At 67.3% G+C, this 21752-nt stretch carries 18 protein-coding genes and 1 pseudogene; 16 read left to right on the forward strand and 3 right to left on the reverse strand.

All coding sequences use genetic code 11. The features are described 5' to 3' along the window. The 5 genes and pseudogenes from AQY21_RS10065 to AQY21_RS10085 all read left to right on the forward strand — a co-directional run. A pseudogene (locus tag AQY21_RS10065) lies at positions 1–273 on the forward strand (hypothetical protein); the annotation flags it as partial. A 441-nt stretch (positions 274–714) separates the two neighbouring features. Beyond that, positions 715–1155 carry a spore coat U domain-containing protein gene (locus tag AQY21_RS10070; protein WP_203416478.1) on the forward strand — a complete coding sequence of 147 codons (441 nt, stop codon included), beginning with the start codon at positions 715–717 and terminating at the stop codon, positions 1153–1155. Positions 1156–1169: 14 nt separating this feature from the next. Beyond that, a complete protein-coding gene (locus AQY21_RS10075; protein WP_058097537.1) occupies positions 1170–1883 on the forward strand; it encodes a molecular chaperone in 714 nt (237 codons plus the stop codon). After that, positions 1861–4251, forward strand: a complete 2391-nt coding sequence (locus AQY21_RS10080; protein ID WP_058097538.1) for a fimbria/pilus outer membrane usher protein — start codon at positions 1861–1863, stop codon at positions 4249–4251. Before AQY21_RS10075 ends, AQY21_RS10080 begins: the two co-directional genes overlap by 23 nt. Next, positions 4251–5234, forward strand: a complete 984-nt coding sequence (locus AQY21_RS10085; RefSeq protein ID WP_058097539.1) for a spore coat U domain-containing protein — start codon at positions 4251–4253, stop codon at positions 5232–5234. Before AQY21_RS10080 ends, AQY21_RS10085 begins: the two co-directional genes overlap by 1 nt. Positions 5235–5451: 217 nt before the next feature. Here the strand turns inward: AQY21_RS10085 and cysN are convergent, their stop codons facing one another. Both cysN and cysD read right to left on the reverse strand, forming a co-directional pair. Beyond that, positions 5452–7374, reverse strand: a complete 1923-nt coding sequence (gene cysN / locus AQY21_RS10090) for a sulfate adenylyltransferase subunit CysN (protein ID WP_058097540.1) — start codon at positions 7372–7374, stop codon at positions 5452–5454. Between the two features lies 1 nt (position 7375). Beyond that, positions 7376–8311 carry a sulfate adenylyltransferase subunit CysD gene (gene cysD / locus AQY21_RS10095; protein ID WP_058097541.1) on the reverse strand — a complete coding sequence of 312 codons (936 nt, stop codon included), beginning with the start codon at positions 8309–8311 and terminating at the stop codon, positions 7376–7378. 453 nt (positions 8312–8764) lie between these two features. On the opposite strand from cysD, the gene glpD reads away from it, so the two are divergent. Then, on the forward strand, positions 8765–10360 hold the full coding sequence (glpD, locus tag AQY21_RS10100) for a glycerol-3-phosphate dehydrogenase (RefSeq protein ID WP_058097542.1): 1596 nt from the start codon (positions 8765–8767) through the stop codon (positions 10358–10360). 246 nt (positions 10361–10606) lie between these two features. After that, on the forward strand, positions 10607–10915 hold the full coding sequence (locus AQY21_RS29355) for a hypothetical protein (RefSeq protein WP_058097543.1): 309 nt from the start codon (positions 10607–10609) through the stop codon (positions 10913–10915). 237 nt (positions 10916–11152) lie between these two features. On the opposite strand, the gene AQY21_RS10110 is transcribed toward AQY21_RS29355, so the two are convergent. Then, positions 11153–12019, reverse strand: coding sequence for a LysR family transcriptional regulator (locus AQY21_RS10110; protein WP_058097544.1), 867 nt, complete (start codon positions 12017–12019; stop codon positions 11153–11155). A 96-nt stretch (positions 12020–12115) separates the two neighbouring features. Here AQY21_RS10110 and AQY21_RS10115 point away from each other — a divergent pair, with 96 nt between their 5' ends. The 9 genes from AQY21_RS10115 to AQY21_RS10150 all read left to right on the forward strand — a co-directional run bounded on the left by AQY21_RS10115 (position 12116) and on the right by AQY21_RS10150 (position 21679). After that, positions 12116–13564, forward strand: coding sequence for an aldehyde dehydrogenase family protein (locus AQY21_RS10115; RefSeq protein WP_058097545.1), 1449 nt, complete (start codon positions 12116–12118; stop codon positions 13562–13564). Beyond that, positions 13561–14577, forward strand: coding sequence for a membrane dipeptidase (locus tag AQY21_RS10120; RefSeq protein WP_058097546.1), 1017 nt, complete (start codon positions 13561–13563; stop codon positions 14575–14577). Before AQY21_RS10115 ends, AQY21_RS10120 begins: the two co-directional genes overlap by 4 nt. A gap of 40 nt (positions 14578–14617) precedes the next feature. Further along, on the forward strand, positions 14618–16171 hold the full coding sequence (locus AQY21_RS10125) for a BCCT family transporter (RefSeq protein WP_058097547.1): 1554 nt from the start codon (positions 14618–14620) through the stop codon (positions 16169–16171). 51 nt (positions 16172–16222) lie between these two features. After that, the gene (locus AQY21_RS10130; RefSeq protein WP_058097548.1) at positions 16223–17902 is read left to right on the forward strand and encodes a hypothetical protein; all 1680 of its coding nucleotides are present in this window, start codon (positions 16223–16225) and stop codon (positions 17900–17902) included. Then, a complete protein-coding gene (locus tag AQY21_RS10135; RefSeq protein WP_058097549.1) occupies positions 17899–18600 on the forward strand; it encodes a DUF3726 domain-containing protein in 702 nt (233 codons plus the stop codon). The genes AQY21_RS10130 and AQY21_RS10135 overlap by 4 nt, the downstream gene beginning before the upstream one ends. Before the next feature lie 16 nt (positions 18601–18616). After that, positions 18617–18979, forward strand: coding sequence for a RidA family protein (locus tag AQY21_RS10140; protein ID WP_058097550.1), 363 nt, complete (start codon positions 18617–18619; stop codon positions 18977–18979). Between the two features lie 568 nt (positions 18980–19547). After that, on the forward strand, positions 19548–20153 hold the full coding sequence (locus AQY21_RS10145; protein WP_058097551.1) for an alpha/beta hydrolase: 606 nt from the start codon (positions 19548–19550) through the stop codon (positions 20151–20153). A 48-nt stretch (positions 20154–20201) separates the two neighbouring features. Then, positions 20202–20345, forward strand: a complete 144-nt coding sequence (locus AQY21_RS29000) for a hypothetical protein (RefSeq protein ID WP_161905991.1) — start codon at positions 20202–20204, stop codon at positions 20343–20345. Then, the gene (locus AQY21_RS10150) at positions 20345–21679 is read left to right on the forward strand and encodes an FAD/NAD(P)-binding protein (protein ID WP_058097552.1); all 1335 of its coding nucleotides are present in this window, start codon (positions 20345–20347) and stop codon (positions 21677–21679) included. The genes AQY21_RS29000 and AQY21_RS10150 overlap by 1 nt, the downstream gene beginning before the upstream one ends. The last annotated feature ends 73 nt before the right edge of the window (positions 21680–21752 follow it).

Here is a 21752-nt window from a genome sequence, read left to right on the forward strand (position 1 = left end):
TTCAGAGAGGCGTTGAAAGACAAGGGGATAAAGGTCTGCATCCCGGGCCGGAAGTCTCGCAAGAAGGCGGTGAAATACGACAAGAGGCGCTACAAACGGCGCAACCGCATCGAGATCATGTTCGGCCGCCTGAAGGATTGGCCAATCGTCGGGAAAACAGTCCCCCGGACTGTTTTCTGATCCTCCTCATACGTCGCGACCCGATACGACCGGTGCCCGGAAACCTTCTTCTCTGCGATCATGCGAGCCGCAACCGTCTTGTTCTGGCTGTGAAACTCAATGAGCCTGGACGCTAAGTTAAAGAAATGGATCAGAATTCTGGCTCTGATCCTCGCGGGAACCGGTCGAATACGTCAAGGGCTGCGATCATGTCCGGTCGTCCGGATCACCATCCCTGCGGCACATGACGCATCGTCGTCGCACACGCTGCTGCCGGAATGTTCGGCTATCCGGTGCCGTCCCACCCAGAGCACGAATGAATGAAGACAAAACGATCTTATACTCAAGTCAATACCGAATTATATGGCTCTGCATTTTCTTGTTGACCTCTGGTTGCGACATTATATTTGTCAACAATCATGGGTTTAAATAATAAGTGCAATTTGTCCAAGTTTATACGGCCCATTTCAGTGTAAATAGCGATAGCGGACGGATAATATCATGATTGGAACAAATCTGCGCCCAGCCCTGGCGGGATTAATCGTATTGATGCCAATGGCGGTTTCTGCCCAGACCGCCACCGACAGCTTCGACGTTCGCATCACCATCGCGCCCGAATGCCAGATCATCTCGACCGAGACGCTGGACTTCGGCAATGCGGGCGTGCTGACCGGCGACGTCGATGCCACGGCGGTGCTTCAGGTCGCATGTACCAATACCACGCCCTACAACATTGGGCTGGGCGCGGGGCAGGGTGCCGGCGCGACCACGACCACGCGGCAGATGACCTCGGCCACCTCGGACACGATCAGCTATCGGCTGTTCCAGAACAGCGCCCGCACCATCAACTGGGGCGACACCGTGGATAGCGATACGCAGGCCGCGACGGGTAACGGGGCGGCGCAGTCCTTTACCGTTTATGGCCGGGTGATCGCCCAGACCACGCCGGTGCCGGGCACCTATACCGACAACGTGACCGTCACCGTCACCTATTGATCCGAAGGCCAATCATGCTCGATCTGCTTCGCTGCGGCCTGATCGCCGCATCGCTGGCCTTGGCGCTGCCCACCCTTTCCTGGGCCGAGGGGCTGCGGGTGTCCCCGGTCCTGCTGGAAGTGCCCGCGCCCGGCGCGGCGACCACGCTGACCCTGCGCAACGAGGGACGCGAGACGATCACCGTTCAGGCGCGGACCTTCCGCTGGACCCAGGATGGCGGCCAGGAACAGCTGCGCCGCACCAACGATGTGGTGGTCAGCCCGCCCGCGACCCGGCTGCCGCCCGGAGCGACCCAGACCATCCGCGTGGTGCGCACGGCCAAATCCGTGGTCCGGGGCGAGGAAGCCTATCGCGTCATCATCAACGAGGTGCCCGATCAGGGCCGCCGCCGCAACGGCTCGGTCGCCTTTGCCACCGAGCTGCGCATCCCGGTCTTCTTTGTCGGTCGCAGCGCCCGCAATCCCGAGGTGGCCTGGGCGTTGCGCAATTCCGGCGGCGCCACCTTCCTGATGGCGCAGAACCGCGGCGATACGCGGCTGCGGCTGGCCGATCTGCGCCTGGCCGGCGCCAGCGGCGCTTCGGTCTCGCGGCCGGGGCTGGTGGGCTACGTGCTTGGCGGCTCGACCATGCAATGGCCGGTGGCGCCGGCCGGGCGGCTGGGCGGTGGTGCAAGGCTGAAGGCGGCGACCAATCTCGGGGCGCTGGATGCCCAGGTTCCGGCAAGGTAGCCTTGGCCCGCGTCAGCTGCTGATCCGGCTGCTTTGTGCCTGGGTGCTTTGCACCGCGCTTTCCGGCCCGCTTGCCGCGCAGGAGGCGGGGCGCGACCTCTATCTGGAGGTTTTCGTCAACGGCCGGCCGATGAACCTCATCACCCGCTTCACCGATCTGGGGGGCGGGATGCTTTCGGCAGATGCCGAGGAATTGCGCAACAGCGGCGTCCTGCCCGATGCGGCGGCCGTGCGGGGAGAGGTGCGGCTGGACCAGATCCCCGGCCTGGGGTGGCGGCTGATCGAGGCCGAGCAGACCATCCGGCTCGTCGTGCCCGACGCGCTTCTGGCGCCGCATGTGCTGAGCGCTGCACCGGATGCGGACCTGCCATCGGCCGAGGAGGACGCCGCCCCCGCAGTCGACCACGGCTCTGGGCTGGTGCTGAACTATGGGCTGAACCTGGAGACCTGGCGGGGCGCGGAAGGTGCGACGGATCACACCGTTTCGGGCAGTTTCGACGCCCGGTTGTTCCTGCCGCTGGGGGCGCTGACCCATGGCTTCGTCATGGCCGAGGACCAGGACGGTGCGCTGCGCCAACGCCGGCTCGACAGCTATTGGCGCAGCTCGTTTCCGGGCAAGGCGGTGCAGGTGCAATTGGGCGACATTGCCACGCGCGGCCCCGGCTGGTCGCGGCCCGTGCGCCTGGGCGGCGCGATGGTCGAGCGGAATTTCGGCCTGCGCCCCGACCTTGTGACCTTGCCGCTGCCCGGCTTCGAGGGTAGCGCGGCGCTGCCCTCGACCGTCGAGGTGTTTGCCGATTCCATCCGCACCTATGCCACCGAAGTGCCCGCCGGGCCGTTCCGCATCGACGACCTGCCGCTGGCCGGGGGTTCGGGCATGGCGCGGGTGGTGGTGCGCGACGTCACCGGGCGCGAGACGCAGGTGGACCTGCCCTTTCTGGTCTCGGACGCGCTTTTGCGCCGGGGCATGACCGATTTCGCGCTGGCGGCCGGGCGACCGCGCCTGGGCATCGGTTCCGAGACCGATCGCTATGCCGGGGGCGTCTTCGGCGTCGCGACGCTGCGCCATGGCCTGACCGATGGGCTGACCCTCATGGCCCATGCCGAAGGAGGCGAGGATCTGGCCATGGCCGGTCTTGGGGCGACCGTCCGCATCGCGCATCTGGGCACCGCCAGCCTGAGCCTGGCCCATAGCCGCGCCGAGCGTGGTGAGGGCAGCCTGCTCGATCTTTCGACCCAGCTGCACCTGGGCCGGGCGCAGGTCTCGGGCCGCATCACCCGGACCAGCGGCCTTTTCGCCGATATCGCGGCGCTGACCGCCGACCCGGATCTGGTCGAGCCCGGCCTTGCCGGGTTTCCCCGGCATCTGGCGCAGCTGGCGGTCTCGGTGCCGCTGGGGCCGGGTGGGGGCAGCGCGGCCAGCCTGTTCCTGTCGGACCTGCGCCATGCCGATATGGGGGATGTGAGCAGCATCGGCGCCTCGTATAACCGGCGGGTCTGGGGCGATGCCAGCCTGACCCTGACCGCGCTGGCGCAGCGCGGCGTGCAGGAGGATCGGGTAATCGCTGCGCAACTGCATCTGCCCTTGGGCGCGCGGCGTGACGTTGCCATGATGACCGAGCGCCGAGGCGATGGCTGGCGGCACCATGTCAGCGCCAGCGGCCGCAGCAAAGACCGCGTGCCGGGCTGGAGCTGGCGGCTGCAAGCCGACCGGGGCGAGCATCCGGCCCTGCACGGCAGCGCCACGCGCGAGGGCAGGTTGGGCCGGGCCGAGGTTGCTGCCCGGGTCTCGGACGGCCATCGCGGCTTGGGCCTGCGGCTCGACGGTTCGATGGTGGCGGCGGGGGGCGGCGTCTTCCTGTCGCGCCGGATCGACGACGCTTTCGCCGTGGTCGATGTCGGTGCGCCGGGGGTCGAGGTCAGCGCCGAGAACCGTCCCGTCGGCAGGACCGGGCACTCGGGCAAGCTGCTGGTGCCGGACCTGCGCGCCTATGAGGCCAACAGCGTCACGATCGACCCCGCAGGCTTGCCGCTGGACGCGGCCGTGGGGGTGACCAAGCAGACCGTCCGCCCGGCCCACCATGCCGGTGCGCGGGTGGATTTCGGCGTGCAGGCCAGCGCACGCGAGGCGCTGATCGCGCTGGTCGGGCCGGATGGCCAGCCGCTGGAGGTCGGCGGCAAGGTGGTGCTGAACGGCGTGGACGATGAGCTGTTGGTCGGCTTCGACGGCGAAGTCTTTGCGCTGGGGTTGCAGGACCGCAACGAGATCCGCGTCTCCTATCCCGACGGCCGCAGTTGCGCGGCGGGTTTCGACTATGCCGACCAGCCCGGAACCCTGACCGAAATCCGAGGAGTGCCCTGCCTGTGATGACGCCGCGCCTTGGCCGCATGCTGCGCCTTAACCTGTTCGCCCTTCTGCTGCTGCTGGCTTCGGCGGGGCTGGTGCGGGCGCAGAGCTGCAATTTTTCCGCCACCGACCTGGTGCTGGGACAGGTGGACGTGCTGGGCGGCGGCCCGACCGACGCCGTGGGCAATATCGCCATCAACTGCTCGGCCTTTCTGGGGCTGCTGTCCTCGATCCAGATGGATATCCATCTGGGCGAGGGGCTGGGCGGGCGCATCGGCAATCTGCGGCGGATGACCAGTGCCACCACCTCGACCGGGCTGGGATTCGAGCTTTATCAGGATGCGGCGCGCAGCGTGGTGTTCGGCGGCAATTACGGCAGCCATGGCGGACAGCCGCTGCGCCTATCGGGGGCCAGCATCCTGAACTTGCTGACCGGTCCGGGCATGAACGTGCCGGTCTATGCCCGCGTCCCGGCCGGACAGACCGGAGTGATGCCGGGCGATTATGCCTCGGCCTTTTCCCGCAACCCGCTGGACGTGCGGGTGGAGTACCGCACCTGCAACTTCCTTCTGGTTTGTAGCAACAACACAGCCACCTTCAGTTTTACCGTGCGCGGGCAGGTGCTGCCCGATTGCCGGGTCCAGGCGGATGACCTGGATTTCGGCACCGTCGGCCTGTTGAGCCAGCCGGTCGATGCGACCAGCCAGATCCGCGTCACCTGCACCGCCGGATCGAGCTATGATGTCGGGCTGGGTTATGGGCTTGGCGGCGGCGGCCCGAACGACCGGCAGATGCGGGATCTGGCGGGAAACCGGATCGGCTATCAGCTTTACCGCGACAGTGGCCGGACCCTGGTCTGGGGACAGCGCACGGATGGGCTGGCGGCGACCTCGGCCGGTTCGGGCGCGATGCAGGCGTTCAGCGTGCATGGCCGGGTGCCGGCCCAGACCACGCCGCCGCCCGGCGCCTATTCCGACACCGTGGTGGTGACGGTGACCTATTGAGACGGCGGCGATGTGGTCCGGGTCTCGCCGGATGCGGAAAGCAGACATCGTCCCTTCCCACCGAAGATCCGGCTTTGACCGCTTCTGCCGCCTGCCGCCTGCCGCCTGCCGCCTGCCGCCTACCGGATCGACCGGCGGGCCCGGCGGCAAAAGCATTCGGGCGGCGGCCGCATCGCGACCGCCGCCCGTCTCGTCTTCCTGCCCCAGGGGCCGTTCGTCAGCTCATCTCGCGCAGCACATATTGCACGATCCGCTCGGCGGCGTCCTCGGGGGTCAGCTCGACCGTGTTCACCGTCAGCTCGGCGTTCTGCGGCTGCTCATAGGGGCTGTCGATGCCGGTGAAGTTCTTCAGCTGGCCCGAACGCGCCTTCTTGTAGAGGCCCTTGACGTCGCGCGCCTCGGCCACTTCCAGCGGCGTATCGACAAAGACCTCGACGAACTCGCCCGGCGCCATCAGGTCGCGCACCATCTGCCGTTCCGAGCGGAAGGGCGAGATGAAGGCGGTCAGCACGATCAGCCCGGCATCGGTCATCAGCCGCGCCACCTCGCCCACGCGGCGGATGTTTTCCACCCGGTCGGCATCGGTGAAGCCCAGGTCGCGGTTCAGCCCGTGGCGGATGTTGTCGCCGTCCAGCAGGAAGGTGTGCTTGCCGAGCGCATGCAGCTTTTTCTCGACGATATTGGCGATGGTCGACTTGCCCGAGCCGGACAGGCCGGTGAACCAGACCACGGCGGGCTTCTGGTTCTTCAGCGCCGCATGGGCTTCGCGGTTCACGTCCAGCGCCTGCCAATGGATGTTCTGCGACCGGCGCAGCGCGAAATGGATCATCCCCGCCGCCACCGTGGCATTGGTCATGCGGTCGATCAGGATGAAGCCGCCAAGGTCGGGGTTCTGGGCATAGGCCTCGAAGGGGATCGGCCGGTCGGTCGAGATGTTGACCACCCCGATGGCATTCAGCCCCAGGGTCTTGCTGGCCAGATGCTCCAGCGTGTTGACGTTGACCTCGTATTTCGGCTCGGTCACGGTCGCGGTGACGGTCTGGGTGCCGATCTTCAGCAGATAGGGGCGGCCCGGCAGCATCTCCTGCTCGGCCATCCAGACCAGCGTCGCCTCGAACTGGTCGGCGACTTCGCAGGGTTGATCGGCCTGCACGATCACATCCCCGCGCGAGCAATCGATCTCGTCCGCGAAGGTGATGGTGACGGATTGCCCGGCCACGGCCAGGTCCAGGTCGCCGTCATAGGTGACGATCGACTTGACCGTTGTGGTCTTGCCCGAGGGCAGCACCCGGATCGCGTCGCCCGGCCGCACCATGCCCGCGCCGACCTGGCCGGCAAAGCCGCGGAAGTCGAGGTTCGGCCGGTTTACCCATTGCACCGCCATGCGGAATGGCTGGTCCATCATGCGGGTGTCGCTGACCGGTGCTTCCTCCAGGTGGCCCAGCAGCGTCGGGCCCTGATACCAGTGCATGTTGTCGCTGTGGCTGACGATATTGTCGCCCTTGAGCCCCGAGATCGGGATCGGCAGGAAGCTGTCCATGCCGATCTGCTTGGCGAAATGCGAATAATCCGCGACGATGTCGTAGAACCGCTCGGCCGAGTAATCGACCAGGTCCATCTTGTTCACCGCCAGCACCACGTTCTTGATGCCGAGCAGGTTCACCAGATAGCTGTGCCGCCGGGTCTGGGTCAGCACGCCCTGCCGCGCGTCGATCAGGATCACCGCGAGGTCGGCGGTCGAGGCGCCGGTGACCATGTTGCGGGTATATTGCTCGTGACCGGGCGTGTCGGCGACGATGAACTTGCGCTTGTCGGTGGCAAAGAAGCGATAGGCCACGTCGATGGTGATGCCCTGCTCGCGCTCGGCGGCCAGGCCGTCGACCAGCAGGGCAAAGTCGATCTCGCCGCCCTGGGTGCCCACGGCCTTCGAATCGTTTTCCAGGCTCGCCAGCTGGTCCTCGAAGATCATCTTGCTGTCATAGAGCAGCCGGCCGATCAGCGTGGACTTGCCGTCATCGACCGAGCCGCAGGTGATGAAGCGCAGCATGGTCTTGTGTTGGTGCTTCAGCAGATAGGCGTCGATATCCTGGGAGATCAGCGCATCCGTGACATAGACGGGGTTCTTCATCTCGTGGTTCATCTCAGAAGTACCCCTCTTGCTTCTTCTTCTCCATCGAGGCCGACTGGTCGTGGTCGATGGCGCGTCCCTGCCGTTCAGATGTGGTGGTCAGCAGCATTTCCTGAATGACTTCCGGCAGGGTCCTGGCATTCGATTCCACCGCGCCGGTCAGCGGATAGCAGCCCAGCGTGCGGAAACGCACCGACTTCATCATCGGCACTTCGCCCTCGCGCAGCGGGAAACGCTCGTCATCGACCATGATGAGCAGCCCGTCGCGTTCCACGACCGGGCGCGGCTCGCTGAAATACAGCGGCACGATGTCGATGTTTTCCAGGTGGATGTATTGCCAGATGTCCAGCTCGGTCCAGTTCGACAGCGGGAAGACCCGGATCGATTCGCCCTTGCCCTTGCGGGTGTTGTAGAGCTTCCACAGCTCGGGGCGCTGGTTCTTGGGGTCCCAGCGGTGATTGGCCGAGCGGAACGAGAACACCCGCTCCTTGGCGCGCGATTTCTCCTCGTCGCGCCGCGCGCCGCCGAAGGCCACGTCGAAATTGAACTTGGTCAGCGCCTGTTTCAGCCCGTCGGTCTTCCACATGTCGGTGTGCAGGCTGCCGTGGTCGAAGGGGTTGATGCCCTTTTCCATCGCCTCGGGATTGTGGTGGACGATCAGCTCCATGCCGGCGGCGGCGGCGGCGCGGTCGCGCAGCTCGTACATGGCGCGGAATTTCCAGGTGGTGTCGACATGCAGCAGCGGGAAGGGCGGCGGGGCCGGGTAGAACGCCTTCTTCGCCAGATGCAGCATGCAGGCCGAATCCTTGCCCACCGAATACAGCATCACCGGATTGTCGGCCGTCGCCACGACCTCGCGCATGATCTGGATGCTTTCGGCCTCGAGCCGCTGGAGATGGGTCAGCGTGGCCACCTGACCCCCGGTATGTATGACGGATTGGCTGTTCATCTGGATGGCCCTTGTTCTTAGGATGCGCCGTCCTTGCCAGATTTTCCCGGCAAGACCAAGCCCGGGGAAAGGGAAATGGCGCCGCTTTGCCTGAACGCCCGCCGTTTTTGCTGCATTGCAGCAACGCTGGGCGGAGCCGAATGGCACGGCCGGGGTGCCGGGACGCCTTTCTACCTGCGGTTGCTGCACCTTTTCGGTTCTGAAATGTTCGTTTCAGTTCGGCTTTCCTCTCGCGCGGGAATTTGCCGATCATAACGCATCGGGGAACCGCGCATTGCGCCGCGGGAAGCGTGCTGAAGGAACCGTATTTCGCCGTGAATCATGGCATTTTCCGACGCATCGTTGTTCCATTTTTTCTCAATCGATCATAAACGAAAATTTTCGCTTGACCGGGGTCACAATGCCGTTACATCCTTCGTCTATCGAACAGGCGCGGAACGATGGGGAATCGGCGTGTCAGCACCAGCGCGGCCCGAGGCCGACCTTTTCATCATCGGCGGTGGAATCAACGGCTGCGGCATCGCGCGGGATGCGGCGGGGCGCGGGCTCTCGGTCATCCTGGCCGAACAGGGCGATCTGGCGCAGGCGACCTCCTCGGCCTCGACCAAGCTGTTCCACGGCGGGCTGCGCTATCTGGAATTCTTCGAGTTCCGGCTGGTGCGCGAGGCGCTGGAGGAGCGCGAGACGCTGCTTGCCGCCATGCCGCATATCTCCTGGCCGATGCGCTTCGTGCTGCCCTATTCGCCCGAGATGCGCTTCCCGACCGACACGCCGACCTCGCGCGTGCTGTCCTTCGCCATGCCTTGGCTGCGCGGCCGGCGGCCGGCCTGGTTGATCCGGCTGGGACTGTTCCTTTACGACAATCTGGGCGGGCGCAGGATCCTGCCGGGGACGAAGCGGCTGGACCTGTCCCGCGATCCGCTGGGCAAGCCGCTGAAGCCGGGCTTTCGCCTCGGCTGGGAATATTCCGACTGCTGGGTGCAGGATTCGCGGCTGGTGGTGCTGAACGCCCGCGACGCGCAGGCCCGCGGCGCCACTGTCCTGACCCGCACCCGCGTCACCCATGCCGAGCGCGTGGGTAGGCTGTGGCGCATCACCACAGAAGGGGCGGGGGGAGCGCGGACCCATCATGCCCGGGCGCTGGTCAATGCCGGCGGACCATGGGTCGAGGAGGTGATCCGCGACGTGGCGCATATCCCCTCGACCAAGGGCGTGCGGCTGGTGCGCGGCAGCCATATCGTGGTGCCGCGGCTTTATGACCACGACCGCTGCTATTTCTTCCAGGGCGAGGACGGGCGGATCATCTTCGCGATCCCGTTCGAGGAGGATTTCACCCTGATCGGCACCACCGACATGGACCATCAGGGCCCGCCCGGCGAGGCGCGCTGCTCGGAGGCCGAGCGCGACTATCTCTGCGCCTTCGCCAGCCGGTATTTCGCCAAGGCCGTGACGCCCGGCCAGGTGGTCTGGACCTATTCCGGGGTGCGGCCGCTTTACGACGACGGCGCCAAATCGGCGACGGCGGCAACGCGGGACTATGTGCTCAGCCTGCATGATGGCGAGGCAGGCGGGGGCGCGCCGCTGCTCAACGTCTTCGGCGGCAAGATCACCACCTATCGCCGGCTGGCGGAAAGCGCGTTGGCCAAGCTCGCGCCCTTCTTTCCGCAGGCGGGCGACGATTGGACGGCGCGGGTTCCGCTGCCGGGCGGCGATTTCCCGGCGGACGGGGCCGAGGATCTGGTCGCGCAATTGCAGGCCAGCCATCCGTTCCTGCCGCCGCGCCTTGCCCGCCGGCTGGTGCGCACCTATGGCACCGAGGCGTTCCTGCTGCTGGACGGTGCGGACAGCATGGCCGCGCTTGGCCGCGATTTCGGCGCCGGGCTGACCGAGGCCGAGGTGACCTGGCTGATCCGCCACGAATTCGCCCAAAGTGCCGAGGATATCCTCTGGCGTCGCACCAAGCTGGGCCTGCACATGACCGAGGCGCAGCGTCGCGAGTTGGAGGCCTTCCTGGACACGCGCCATGCCGCCCATTCGGCGGCGGAATAGCGGAGGCAGGTTTCGCCGGGCTTGCAGGCCGTTTCTGGCTCGGGGGGCAAGGATGCCTGTCCGGGGTTCTCAGCCGGAATGCCGCGGGCCACGGTAGCGGCCCGGCAATCCGTCACGGCAAAAGACGGCTCACTCCAGGCCCAGGGCCCGCCGTTCTCGGAGAACCTCGTCAGGAAATCGGCCCGCAACACCACGCCGTCGAGCTTTGCCCGCAGCTCCATCGCGTAGCGCATCCAGCCCTCGGGGATGGGATCGCTGTTCACCGGGCTGAAATCGGGCGGCGTGATCTATGCGCAGATGCGCACCCCGATCAGCGGGCTGGCGCGCAAGGGCCGGGTGGTCGGCATGAACATCGTCGAGATCACGCCCAGGAAGGACGTGAACGGAATCACCGCCGGTCGCTTCGTCTGCATGATGATCGGCGCGGCCGTCCGCGTGGGGTATTTCGATGGACCTCTGCCCGGTTTGGCGATGCATCCCGGCCGAGGAACCCGGCAGATACGCTCGGCCCTTGCTCCCCGAGGCCTGGGGCCGCGCCCGGCCTGGCGACCGTAAGGCCCTTGGCCGGGATCGCCCAGGCCAAGCGCCATGGTGACCGCCCTTGGGGCGGCGAGCGCGGCGCTTCGGTGTCCGACTGGAGGGCACCGCGCCGCTGCCAGGATCGGCGCAATCGGCCGGGAAACCCCGCGTCACGGTGGTCGAGCGAGCGGTTCTGCCGCGCCGCAGGCCGCTGCCGGATTCGGGTCCCGGCCGCTGCGGCGGATATATTGCCTTGGATATGGGGTTGAACATCTAGGCCCTTATCAGCTCCCAGAAGGCCTGCGCGGCAGGGCTCAGGTGCCGGTCCTTGCTGTGCGCCTTTCTGAGTTCGCGCCAGCTTTTCGGGTCTTCGGGCACCACGAACTCCAACTGCTCGGGGCTGTGGTAAATGGCGCTTTCAGGCAGGACCGTGGCGCCCAGCCCGCTGCGGACAAAGGCCAGCAGCGCGGTGGTATTGCGCGCCTCCAGATTGCAATGCAGCAGCAGGCCGGAAACCAGCTCGGACCCGACCAGGTGGCAAAGCGGGTTCTCGATCAGCGGCTCCAGTTCCAGCAGCCTCCATGACGGGGCGGCACCCGAGCCGACCGCCTGCGAGATCGGCCCGCCCGCCCGGCAGACGATGCCGAGCGCGTCGCGCCGGATCACCTCGCCGATCTGGTGATCCTCGGCCGAGGTCGAGAGGATGCCGATATCCGCCTCGTCCAGCTTGATGCGGCGGCGGACGGTCGCGGTATCGACATCGCTGATCTCCAGCCGCACATCGGGCCGCTGGCGGCGGAAGCGGGCGATGATCTCGGGCAGCAGGTCCATGGTCGCCGAGGGCACGGCGGCGATGCGCACCAGGCCCGCCGTGGATTTGGCGTGCCGCCGGATCGCCGAGGCGCTGCGGTCGAAGGCGTCCAGCGCCCGGTTCGCTTCCTCCAGCACCAGCGCGCCCAGGGGCGTCAGGCGGTTCTTGCGGTCGGTCTCGAACAGCTCGGCGCCCAGATTGTCCTGTAATTGCGACAGCATCATCGAGATGGCCGAGGGCGTGCGGCCCAGAACCGCCGAGGCGCGGCCGAGCGAGCCTTCCTCGGCCACGACCTGAAAGACACGCAGCATCTCCAGCTTGATCGACATTCAGAAATCCTGAAATAATATTCAATTGTTTAAGATTGATTGAAATTACCGCGGGAGTCTATCTGTTTTCGGCAAATGCAGACCGGAGGCAGATCCATGACCGAGACCAGACTCTACATCGACGGCCAATGGCAGTCCGGCGCGACCACGGTGGAAAACCGCAATCCCTCGGACCTGGGCGATGTGATCGGCCACTTCGCGCAGGCCGGCGCCGCGCAGTTGGACGAGGCGCTGGCGGCGGCGCGCCGCGCGCAGCCGGCATGGTGGGCGGCCGGCATCCAGAAGCGGCACGACGTGCTGATGGCCATCGGCACCGCGCTGATGGCACGGGCCGAGGAGATCGGCCGCATGATCGCGCGCGAGGAAGGCAAGCCGCTGGCCGAGGGCAAGGGCGAGGTCTATCGGGCCGGCCAGTTCTTCACCTATTCGGCGGCCGAGGCGCTGCGCAACCAGGGCGACCTGGCCGAAAGCGTCCGGCCGGGCATCGAGATCGACGTGCGGCGCGAACCGGTGGGCGTGGTGGCGATCATCTCGCCCTGGAACTTCCCGGTCGCCACGCCGGCCTGGAAGATCGCGCCGGCGCTGGCCTATGGCAATGCCGTGGTCTGGAAACCGGCGAACCTGACCCCGGCCAGCGCCATCATGCTGGCCGAGATCATCGCCCGGCAGGACATTCCGAAAGGCGTCTTCAACCTCGTCGCCGGGCCGGGGCGCGAGGTCGGCCAGCGGCTGGTCGAAAGCCCGCTGGTCGATGCGATCAGCTTCACCGGCTCGGTCCCGGTCGGGCGCGGCATCGCCGCTGCCGCCACCGCGAACATGACCAAGTTGCAGATGGAGATGGGCTCGAAGAACCCGATGATCGTCATGGACGATGCCGATCTGGACCTGGCCGTCGCCCATGCCGCCAATGCGGCTTTCGGCGGCACCGGGCAGAAATGCACCGCCGCCTCGCGGCTGATCGTGCATGAGGCGGTCCACGACGCCTTTGTCGAGCGGCTGGTGGCGGCGGCCAGGGCGCTGAAGGTCGGCCATGCGCTGGACCAGGGCACGCAGATCGGCCCGGTGGTCAGCGAGGGGCAGCTGCAACAGAACCTGGACTATATCCGCATCGGCAAGGAGGAAGGCGCCGAGCTGCTTTGCGGCGGCGGGCGGCTGGAGCGGCCGACGCCGGGCCATTACATGGCCCCAGCCGTCTTTGCCGGCACCCGCAACGACATGCGCATCAACCGCGAAGAGATGTTCGCGCCGATCACCTGCGTCATTCGCGCCGGCAGCTATGACGAGGCGCTGGCCATCGCCAATGACAGCGCCTTCGGGCTGACGGCGGGCATCATGACCCGCAGCCTGGCGCGCGCCAGCCATTTCCGCGCCAATATGCGGGCGGGCTGCGTGATGGTGAACCTGCCGACGGCGGGCACCGATTACCACGTGCCCTTCGGCGGGCGCGGCGCCTCCAGCTTCGGCCCGCGCGAACAGGGCCGCTATGCCGCCGAGTTCTATACCACCGTGAAGACCGCCTATGTCGCGGCGGGGGTGCCGGAATGAGCCGCGCGCCGCTGATCGACGGGCTGCAATATGCGAACTGGTCGGAGGGCATCTTCCGCCAGATGCGCCAGGGCGGGCTGGACGCCGTGCATGTCACGATCACCTATCACGAGACCTTCCGCGAGACGGTGTTGAACATCGAACGCTGGAACCGCTGGTTCGAGCGTTTCCCCGAGCTGATCCTGCCCGGCCGCAGCGCCGCGGACATCCGGCTGGCGCAAGAAACCGGGCGCACGGCGATCTTCTTCGGCGCGCAGAACCCGTCCTGCATCGAGGACGATATCGGCCTGGTCGAGATCCTGCATACGCTGGGCCTGCGCTTCATGCAGCTGAGCTACAACAACCAGTCGCTGCTCGCCTCGGGCTGCTACGAGGCCGAGGATACCGGCCTGACCCGCATGGGCCGCGCGGTGGTGGCCGAGATGAACCGGGTGGGGCTGGTCGTGGACATGAGCCATTCCGGCGACCGCTCGACGCTGGAGGCCATCGAGCATTCCAGCCGCCCCATCGCCATCACCCATGCCAATGCGAAAAGCTGGCATCCGGCGCTGCGCAACAAGACCGACGATGTGCTGCGGGCGCTCGGCCAGTCGGGGGGCATGCTGGGGGTTTCGACCTATCCGCATCACCTGCGTAACGGCAGCGCCTGCACGCTTCAGGATTTCTGCGACATGGTGGCCCGGACGGCGGACATCACCGGGCCGCAGAACATCGGCATCGGCACCGACCTGTGCCAGGACCAGCCGGATTCCATCGTCGAATGGATGCGGGTCGGGCGCTGGACCAAGGGCGTGGATTACGGCGAAGGCAGCGCCGAGGCGCCGGGCTTTCCCGCGCCGGTGACCTGGCACCGCGACAATCGCGACCTCGCCGGCTTTGCCGAGGGGCTGCGCAAGGCCGGCCTGTCCCAGCCCGAGATCGACGGCGTGATGGGCGGCAACTGGGCGCGTTTCTATGCCGAAAGCTTCGGGCCGCTCGATGCCCGCACACCGATCCAGCGGGCGGCCGAATAGCGCCGCCGGCCCGGATTTCTTTGTCCGAGGGAGGAAGGACATGAGCAATCTCGACATTCCACGGGGGATCTCCGGCGCCTGGCGCCGGGTCAACCTGCCGCTTCTGGGCATCACGGCGGGCTTCATCCTGCTGTTCTGCCTGCTGGCCGTCGCCGATCTGGCGCGGCTCAGCGCGATGATCGACCAGGGCTTTGCCATTTCGGCGCGGATCTTCGGTCTTTACTGGCAGATCCTGCTGTTCGCGACGCTGGCGATCAGCATCGTGCTGCTGTTCATGCCGGGCAGCGGCGTCAAGCTGGGCGGGCTGGAGAGGCCCGAGTTCACCACCTTCCAATGGGCGGCGATGATCATGACCACGCTGCTTGCCGGCGGCGGCGTGTTCTGGGCGGCAGGAGAGCCGATCGCGCATTTCATCTCGACCCCGCCCTATTTCGCCGGGTCGAGCGCCGATCCGCAATCGCTCGCCACCATCGGCCTGGCGCAGGCCTATCTGCACTGGGGCTTCCTGGCCTGGGCGATCCTGGGGTCGCTGACCACGGTGATGCTGATGCATTACCATTACGACAAGGGCCTGCCGCTGGCGCCGCGCACCCTGCTTTATCCGGTCTTCGGCGCGCGCGCGATCCACGGCTGGATCGGCACCGCGGCGGATGCCTGCTGCGTGATCGCGGTGGTGGCCGGCACGGTCGGACCCATCGGCTTCCTGGGCCTGCAACTCTCCTATGGGCTGAACGCGCTGTTCGGTTTGCCCGACAGCTTCGCCACGCAAAGCACGCTGATCCTGCTGCTGGTCACGATCTACACCATCTCGGCCATCACCGGGCTCGAGCGCGGCATCCAGTTCATGTCGCGCTGGAACCTGATCCTCGCCTTCGGCCTCCTTGTCTTCATCCTGCTGTTCGGCCCGACCTGGGCGATCCTTTCGGGCTTCTTCGGCGGTCTCGGGCTGTATCTGGAGAACTTCGCCGGCATGGCCTTCCATCGCGGCGATGCGGGGCTGTTCGGAGAGCCGGGCTGGCTGGGCTGGTGGACGGTGTTCTTCTGGGGCTGGTTTCTTGGTTACGGCCCGATGATGGCGATCTTCGTGGCGCGGGTCAGCCGGGGCCGCACCAACCGCCAGATCATCCTGCTGCTGTCGATCTTTGCGCCGCTGATCACCAATTTCTGGTTCACCATCATCGGCGGCACCGGTATCGCGCTGGAGCAGGCCGCGCCGGGGGTGATTTCCGGCCCGTTCGAGGGCTTCAACCTGCCGGCGGCGCTGCTGGCGATCACCTCGAACCTGCCGGCCGGCTTCCTGGTGTCGCTGCTGTTCCTGGTGCTGACCATGTTCTTTGTCGCCACCACCAGCGACTCGATGAGCTATGTGATCTCGACCTCGATGTCGGATGGCGAGCCCTCGACGCCGCTGCGCGCCTTCTGGGGCGTGGCGATGGGGGTGATGGCGCTGATCCTGATCGCCACCAGCACCGGCGGCATCGACAAGCTGCAAAGCTTCATCGTCATTACCGCCGTGCCGGTGTCGCTGATCCTGCTGCCCTCGCTTTGGGACGCCATCCGCATCACGCGGCTGCTGGGCCAGGGCCGGAAATAGGCATCGGGCGGGCAACCCGATCCGTTGCCCGCCACCCGAGAGGAGCGGATAATGCAGACCATGACCCATGACATCGTCCCTGCCGAGCCTGCCGGCCTGCTGCGCCCGCCCGCGCAGGTCATGCGGCTGGCGCGGCTCGGCTGCGCCCATCCGATGCGGCTGTCCTTCCTGCGCGTGCTGCTGCGCCGGGTGCGGCGCGAGGGCTGGGTCTTCGACCGGCCGCTGTGGCAGGTCGATGCGCGGGGCGTCGGCCGGGCCGTCTATCGCGCCCGCGGGCCGCGGCGCACTTATTGCCTCGTCGCCTTCGCGCATGACCTTCCCGACGAGATGCGCTCGGACCGGGTGATCGCCACGGCCTGGGACGCGACCTTCGCCCTGTTCGACGGCGAGCCCTCCGAGGCGGACCTGGATCGGCTGGCCGCGAACGTCCCCTTGCAGGAGGCGGGCCGGATCACCGCCGCCGAACTGACGCTGAGCCGCGCCAACCGCTCGGTGCGGCTGTTCGCCCATGTGGTGGACCGTCTGGCCGCGGGGCAGCAACCCGATGCGGCCGAGATCGAGGCGGTCGGCTATCTGATGCGGACCACCGCCGTCTATGGCTCGGGCAAGTTCGGCGCTGCCGACCGCGACAGGATCGCCGACCGGCCCGAGCTTGCGGCGCCTTTCCAGGCCGAGATGCTGACGGTCTGGCTGATCCGCGAATTCACCTTCGACATCGTCGAGCATCTGGCCCATGCGCAGGGCGGCGACCGGGCCGTCCGGCTGGACCCGGCGCTGCGCCGCCGGCTGGGCGTCGGCAATTCGACCGGGCTGGGCATGGCGCCCTTTCTGGTCAAGCATCCCAATCTGCTGAACAACTGGATCGCCGCCCGCGAAACCGCGCTGGCGCGGGTGCGGGCGCTGCCCTCGGCCACGCCCGAGGCCGTGCTGGCCCTGCGCCGTGCCCTGGCGGACGCACAGCAGAACGCCGCTGCCTGGCAGTCCTCGCATGACTTGCAGGTCCCGAAGCTCGCTGATCTGCGCGCGGATCTGGACCGCATCGCGGATTGGCTGCGCAGCTGGCCCGGCCGCGAGCCGCATCCTTGGGACGCGCTCTGGCGGCGGGCCGAGGCCGCGTTGACGCTGGAGGGGCAGGAGGCACTGGTTTCCCTGCTGATCGAGCCGCATGGCGCGCTGGTCGACGATCTTGCCGATGCGATGGGCGCCGACGAGGCTGCGCTGGCGCGGCTGGACGGCGCGATGCGGCTGGCCGAAGTCGGGGCGGTGCTGGCGCGCAACTACGCCTGGGCGCTGGAGATCGACTTTGCCGATCCGGCGAACCAGGCGCGGTTCTGGTATGTCTCGGAGGAAAAGCTGGAGCCCCGCATCGGCGAGCGTTTCGCCGAGCCGGGCGCCGAGTTGGAACAACCGCTCTGCATCGCAAGGATGGCCAGCGAGCTGCATCAGGCCCTGCGCGACCTGCCTGGGGACATGACGCTGGCCGCCTTCCTGTTGCAAAGCCCGCAGCATCGCGCCATGGCCCGGCGCGTGCAGATGACCCGCCACGCCCCCTATGCCGAGATCCGCGACAACCTGATCGCGGCGGATGTGCTGCCCATCGACATGATGCGCTGCAAGCTGGCCTTCTTCGGCGCCAGTCATTTCGACCCGCGTTCCGATAAATGGGTGCGGATCAGCCTGTTCCAGGGCGAGCCGTCGCCGTCCGATCTTGGTCAAGGAGGCCGCGCATGATCCTGTCGGATATCAAATCCGCACCCGCGACGGCGCCGATCGACGCGGTGCTCCTGTCGCGCAACGAGACCGAGGCGCTCTGCCTCAAGGCCGCGCGCGGCGCCGGGATGAGCTGGGGGCTGGCCGAGGAAGCCGCCTTCGCCGCCGGCTGGCTCGGCGCCCATGGCATCGACGGCGCCGGGGCGCTGCTGAGGCATCTCGATGCCGTCGGTGCTGCCAAGTTCGATCAGTTGCGGCCTTGGCCGCAGCCCGGATATTGGCGTGCGGCCTCAGACGGCGTGCTGTGCCCGATCTGCCTTGGCTCGGCCCTGCTCGATCATGCCGGGCTGGCGGATGGTCCCTTTGCCGCGCCCGTGCAGACGGATGCGGCGAGCCAGCCGGTGCTGTTGGCGCCGTTCCTGGCCGAGGCCGGCGCCCGTCTCGGCGGCGCGATCTCGCTGTCCTGCGCGGGGTTGGCGCTGTCGCTCGGAGCCGGCCAGCCGGATACGCAGGCGCTCGCGGCACTGGCGGGGATCGCGACCGCCCCCGTCAGACTGGCGCCTTCGGCATTCGCCCCTTGCCCCTCCATGCCGATGCAGCCGGCGGCGGTTTCCACCGCCACCATCGCGACGCTGGAAGCCTATGCGCTGCGCATCACCGTTCCCGCGACCGAAGCCTCGCGCCGCGGCGCGGGGGCAGGCAGCAATGACAATGACTGAACCGAAAGGACATTCCATGATGCTGAGCCGCCTCAATCCGGGCCCGCGCATGAGCGAGGCCGTCACCATCGGCGATATCGTCTTTCTGGCCGGCCAGATCCCGACGACGCTGGAGGCCGATATCGCCGTCCAGACCGCCGAGGTGCTGGCCGGGATCGACGCCGTGATGGTGGAACTGGGCGGCAGCAAAGTCGACATCGCCTCCGTTCAGGTCTGGCTCAGCGACATGGCGGATTTTCCGGGCATGAACGCGGTCTGGGACGCCTGGGTCGACCGCGAGAACCCGCCGGCACGGGCGACTTGCGGCGTGGCGCTGGCCCGGCCCGGCATGCGGGTCGAGATGATCGCGACGGCGCGTCGTCCGGGCGCAGGCGCATAGCGGACCTTGCCGGCGCCAGTCGCCTTGGCAGCGTAAAGGGATCAGGCCGCGGAAAGGCGATGGGCCGGTCGCGAAGGGCGACATCAACGCGGCGGCGCTTGCAGATCGCCCCTCTGGCCGCTCTCGCAGGATGCGAGCGGCCAGCGTTCTATTGCCGCCGGCGATCCTGCTTGGCGCGAGATTGTCGGAGCGATGCATGGCCTTGGTGCGCATGGTGGTTGCGGACCACAAACGGCGCCTGCCGCGTTTCGGCGGCGTTTGGGCAAGCATGGCAGGCCCATCCGCCGATTTCCTGGCATGCCGCGCGGAAGGAGGCCGAGGAAGTGCCGGTCTCCCGTGAGGGCGCGCGGCATTTTCTGACCTATCGGCAAAGGCCCGGCCTGTCGCCAGGCTTTCACGGCGCGGATCGCATCGTGATGAGCGCGGGCCGGGGAATGTCGCGCGACGGCCCAAGGTATCCGTGACACCGCCTGCGGCCAAACCGGTGGGATTTTCTTCTCGATCAGGGGCGTATTTTGGAATGTAAAACTCGACAAAGATGATAGATATTTAAGGGAAGGAGAAAGCCATGATTCGCACATTACTTCTTCCCGGCCTTGACGGTTCGCCCGCACCGCATTGGCAGCATTGGTGGGCGCAAACCGATCCGCATTCGGCGACCGTCGAGCAAGCCTCGTGGGCGCGGCCCTGCCCGGATCAGTGGTTGACCGAGATTGCCGGCGCCCTGCTGCGGCATCCCGGCGCGGTTCTGGTTGGGCATTCGCTCGGCGCCATCGCGGCGGTGAAGCTCTTGCTGCAATGGCCGCAGCTGAAGGTGGGCGGGGCGCTGCTTGTCGCTCCGGCCGAACCCAGCCGGGATCCGCGCACGGCGATCTTCGGCAAAATTCCCGAGGCGCCGCTGCCGGTACCGACGATCGTTGTGGCAAGCCGGACCGACCGTTGGATGGAATATGAACGGGCGCGCGAGCTTGCCCGCGTCTGGCGCGCATCCTTCGTCGATCTGGGGGATGCCGGGCATATCAACATCGCCGCGGGCTACGGTCCCTGGCCTCAGGGCCGGCTGCTGCGGGCGCTGCTGCCCGATGCCGTGGCCGAGCCGGCGACCCCACGCCTGCCGCGCCGTCCCGGTCCCGCGCCGGCGCCGCGCGCCTGGCTGGAACGGCCTGCGCTGTAACGGCGCGCCGCGAGAGCGACCGAGATCCAGAAGCGAAAGGACGAACCGATGCATTACTCTGCTTATGATCCGGGTTTAATCGCCTTTCTTCCGCAAGACGACGAAACCCTGCCCGATCGGCAGGAGGGCCGGCTGGGACGGGCGCTGGCCATGTTCTGGGCGCTCGCTTTCCTTGGTCTGATGGTGATGTGATGGACGGCCAGTTTCCGCAGGACGGTTGTCGTCACCTCATCATCGTCGGCGGCGGCGCGAGCGGCGTGCTGGCCGCTGCGCATCTGCTGCGCAACAACCCCTTCCTGCGCATCAGCATGATCGAGAAATCGCAGGCGCTGGGATGCGGCATCGCCTATTCCACCGACAACCCGGACCATCTGCTGAACACGCGCGTTCATAACATGAGCGCCTTTCCGGACGATCCCGAGCATTTCCTGCGCTGGCTGCACGATTCGGGCGAGGCGCCGGCCGCGACGCCCGATTGTTTCGCCAGCCGGGCGGCCTATGGCCGCTATCTGGAAAGCCTGCTGACGGTTTGGGGCCGTGACCGGTTGGTCTGTTATCGCCGGGAATGCCTGCGCGTGGAGGAGAACCCCGGCTGCGTGCGCGCCCATCTGGATGACGGCAGTTCGATCACCGGTCACCTGGCCATCCTCGCCACCGGCCATGCGGTCCCACAGCACCCGCCGCAAGGCATGCACGGCGGCTGGGACTTTACCCCGCCCGCCGCGCCGGAGGCCGATGTGGCGATCATCGGCACCGGTCTGTCGATGGTGGATCATGTCGTCTCGCTGCTCGGACGCGGGCATCGCGGCCGCATCACCTGCCTGTCGCGGCGCGGGTTGTTGCCGCGCGCCCATGCCGCCAGCCGCGCCCTCGCCATCGCGGGCGCCGAAATTCCGCTGGGCGCGCCGGTCAGCCAGCTGCTGAACTGGCTGCGCGCGCGCATTCGCCAAGCCGAGGCCGAGGGGCAGGATTGGCGCGATGTCATCGACGGGCTGCGTCCGCATGTCACCGCGATCTGGCGGAGTTGGGACGAGGACAGCCGGCGCCGCTTCCTGCGCCATGGCGCCTCGTGGTGGGAGGTGCATCGCCACCGCATGCCGCCGCAATCCGCCGCGCTTATCGCCGATGCCGAGACGCGGGGGCAGTTGCACGTGCTCAAGGCCCGGTTCGAGCGTCTGGCCGGCGACGGCGTACATGTGTTGACCCTGGAAGGGGCGCGGCGGCTGCCGGTCGATCACGTCATCGATTGCCGCGGCATCCGGCGCGATCCCGAGACCGACAGTTCGCCGGTGGTGCTGGACCTGATCGCGACGGGGCAGGGGCGGCTGGATCCCTTGCGGCTCGGCCTCGACACGACCGGCGATGCCCGGGTGATCGCCCGCGACGGCAGGGTGTCGCGCCGTCTGTTCGCCATCGGCCCCTGCGCCCGCGCGGCATTGTGGGAGATCACCGCGATTCCCGACATCCGCGTGCAATGCGCGCGGCTGGCGGGATTGCTCGACCGGCTTCCGGAAGCCGTGGTCTGAAGCCCGACGCAGGGGCAGGGCCGTGCGCTTCCGTCGCGGCCCTGCCCATTCCGCCCGCCGGGCATCGTGGCCG

Origin of the sequence: Paracoccus sp. MKU1 (assembly GCF_001447385.1) — a bacterium.
GTDB lineage: Bacteria > Pseudomonadota > Alphaproteobacteria > Rhodobacterales > Rhodobacteraceae > Paracoccus.

Bases quoted from the DNA above. Each gene is read 5' to 3' on its own strand.
- cysN (WP_058097540.1), bottom strand. From the start codon at position 7,374: ATGAACCACGAGATGAAGAACCCCGTCTATGTCACGGATGCGCTGATC.
- AQY21_RS29000 (WP_161905991.1), top strand. From the start codon at position 20,202: ATGCATTACTCTGCTTATGATCCGGGTTTAATCGCCTTTCTTCCGCAA.
- cysD (WP_058097541.1), bottom strand. From the start codon at position 8,311: ATGAACAGCCAATCCGTCATACATACCGGGGGTCAGGTGGCCACGCTG.
- AQY21_RS10120 (WP_058097546.1), top strand. From the start codon at position 13,561: ATGAGCCGCGCGCCGCTGATCGACGGGCTGCAATATGCGAACTGGTCG.
- AQY21_RS10145 (WP_058097551.1), top strand. From the start codon at position 19,548: ATGATTCGCACATTACTTCTTCCCGGCCTTGACGGTTCGCCCGCACCG.
- AQY21_RS10085 (WP_058097539.1), top strand. From the start codon at position 4,251: ATGACGCCGCGCCTTGGCCGCATGCTGCGCCTTAACCTGTTCGCCCTT.
- AQY21_RS10125 (WP_058097547.1), top strand. From the start codon at position 14,618: ATGAGCAATCTCGACATTCCACGGGGGATCTCCGGCGCCTGGCGCCGG.
- AQY21_RS10075 (WP_058097537.1), top strand. From the start codon at position 1,170: ATGCTCGATCTGCTTCGCTGCGGCCTGATCGCCGCATCGCTGGCCTTG.
- AQY21_RS10070 (WP_203416478.1), top strand. From the start codon at position 715: ATGGCGGTTTCTGCCCAGACCGCCACCGACAGCTTCGACGTTCGCATC.
- AQY21_RS10150 (WP_058097552.1), top strand. From the start codon at position 20,345: ATGGACGGCCAGTTTCCGCAGGACGGTTGTCGTCACCTCATCATCGTC.
- AQY21_RS10140 (WP_058097550.1), top strand. From the start codon at position 18,617: ATGATGCTGAGCCGCCTCAATCCGGGCCCGCGCATGAGCGAGGCCGTC.
- AQY21_RS10115 (WP_058097545.1), top strand. From the start codon at position 12,116: ATGACCGAGACCAGACTCTACATCGACGGCCAATGGCAGTCCGGCGCG.
- AQY21_RS10080 (WP_058097538.1), top strand. From the start codon at position 1,861: ATGCCCAGGTTCCGGCAAGGTAGCCTTGGCCCGCGTCAGCTGCTGATC.
- AQY21_RS29355 (WP_058097543.1), top strand. From the start codon at position 10,607: ATGGGATCGCTGTTCACCGGGCTGAAATCGGGCGGCGTGATCTATGCG.
- AQY21_RS10110 (WP_058097544.1), bottom strand. From the start codon at position 12,019: ATGTCGATCAAGCTGGAGATGCTGCGTGTCTTTCAGGTCGTGGCCGAG.
- AQY21_RS10130 (WP_058097548.1), top strand. From the start codon at position 16,223: ATGCAGACCATGACCCATGACATCGTCCCTGCCGAGCCTGCCGGCCTG.
- AQY21_RS10135 (WP_058097549.1), top strand. From the start codon at position 17,899: ATGATCCTGTCGGATATCAAATCCGCACCCGCGACGGCGCCGATCGAC.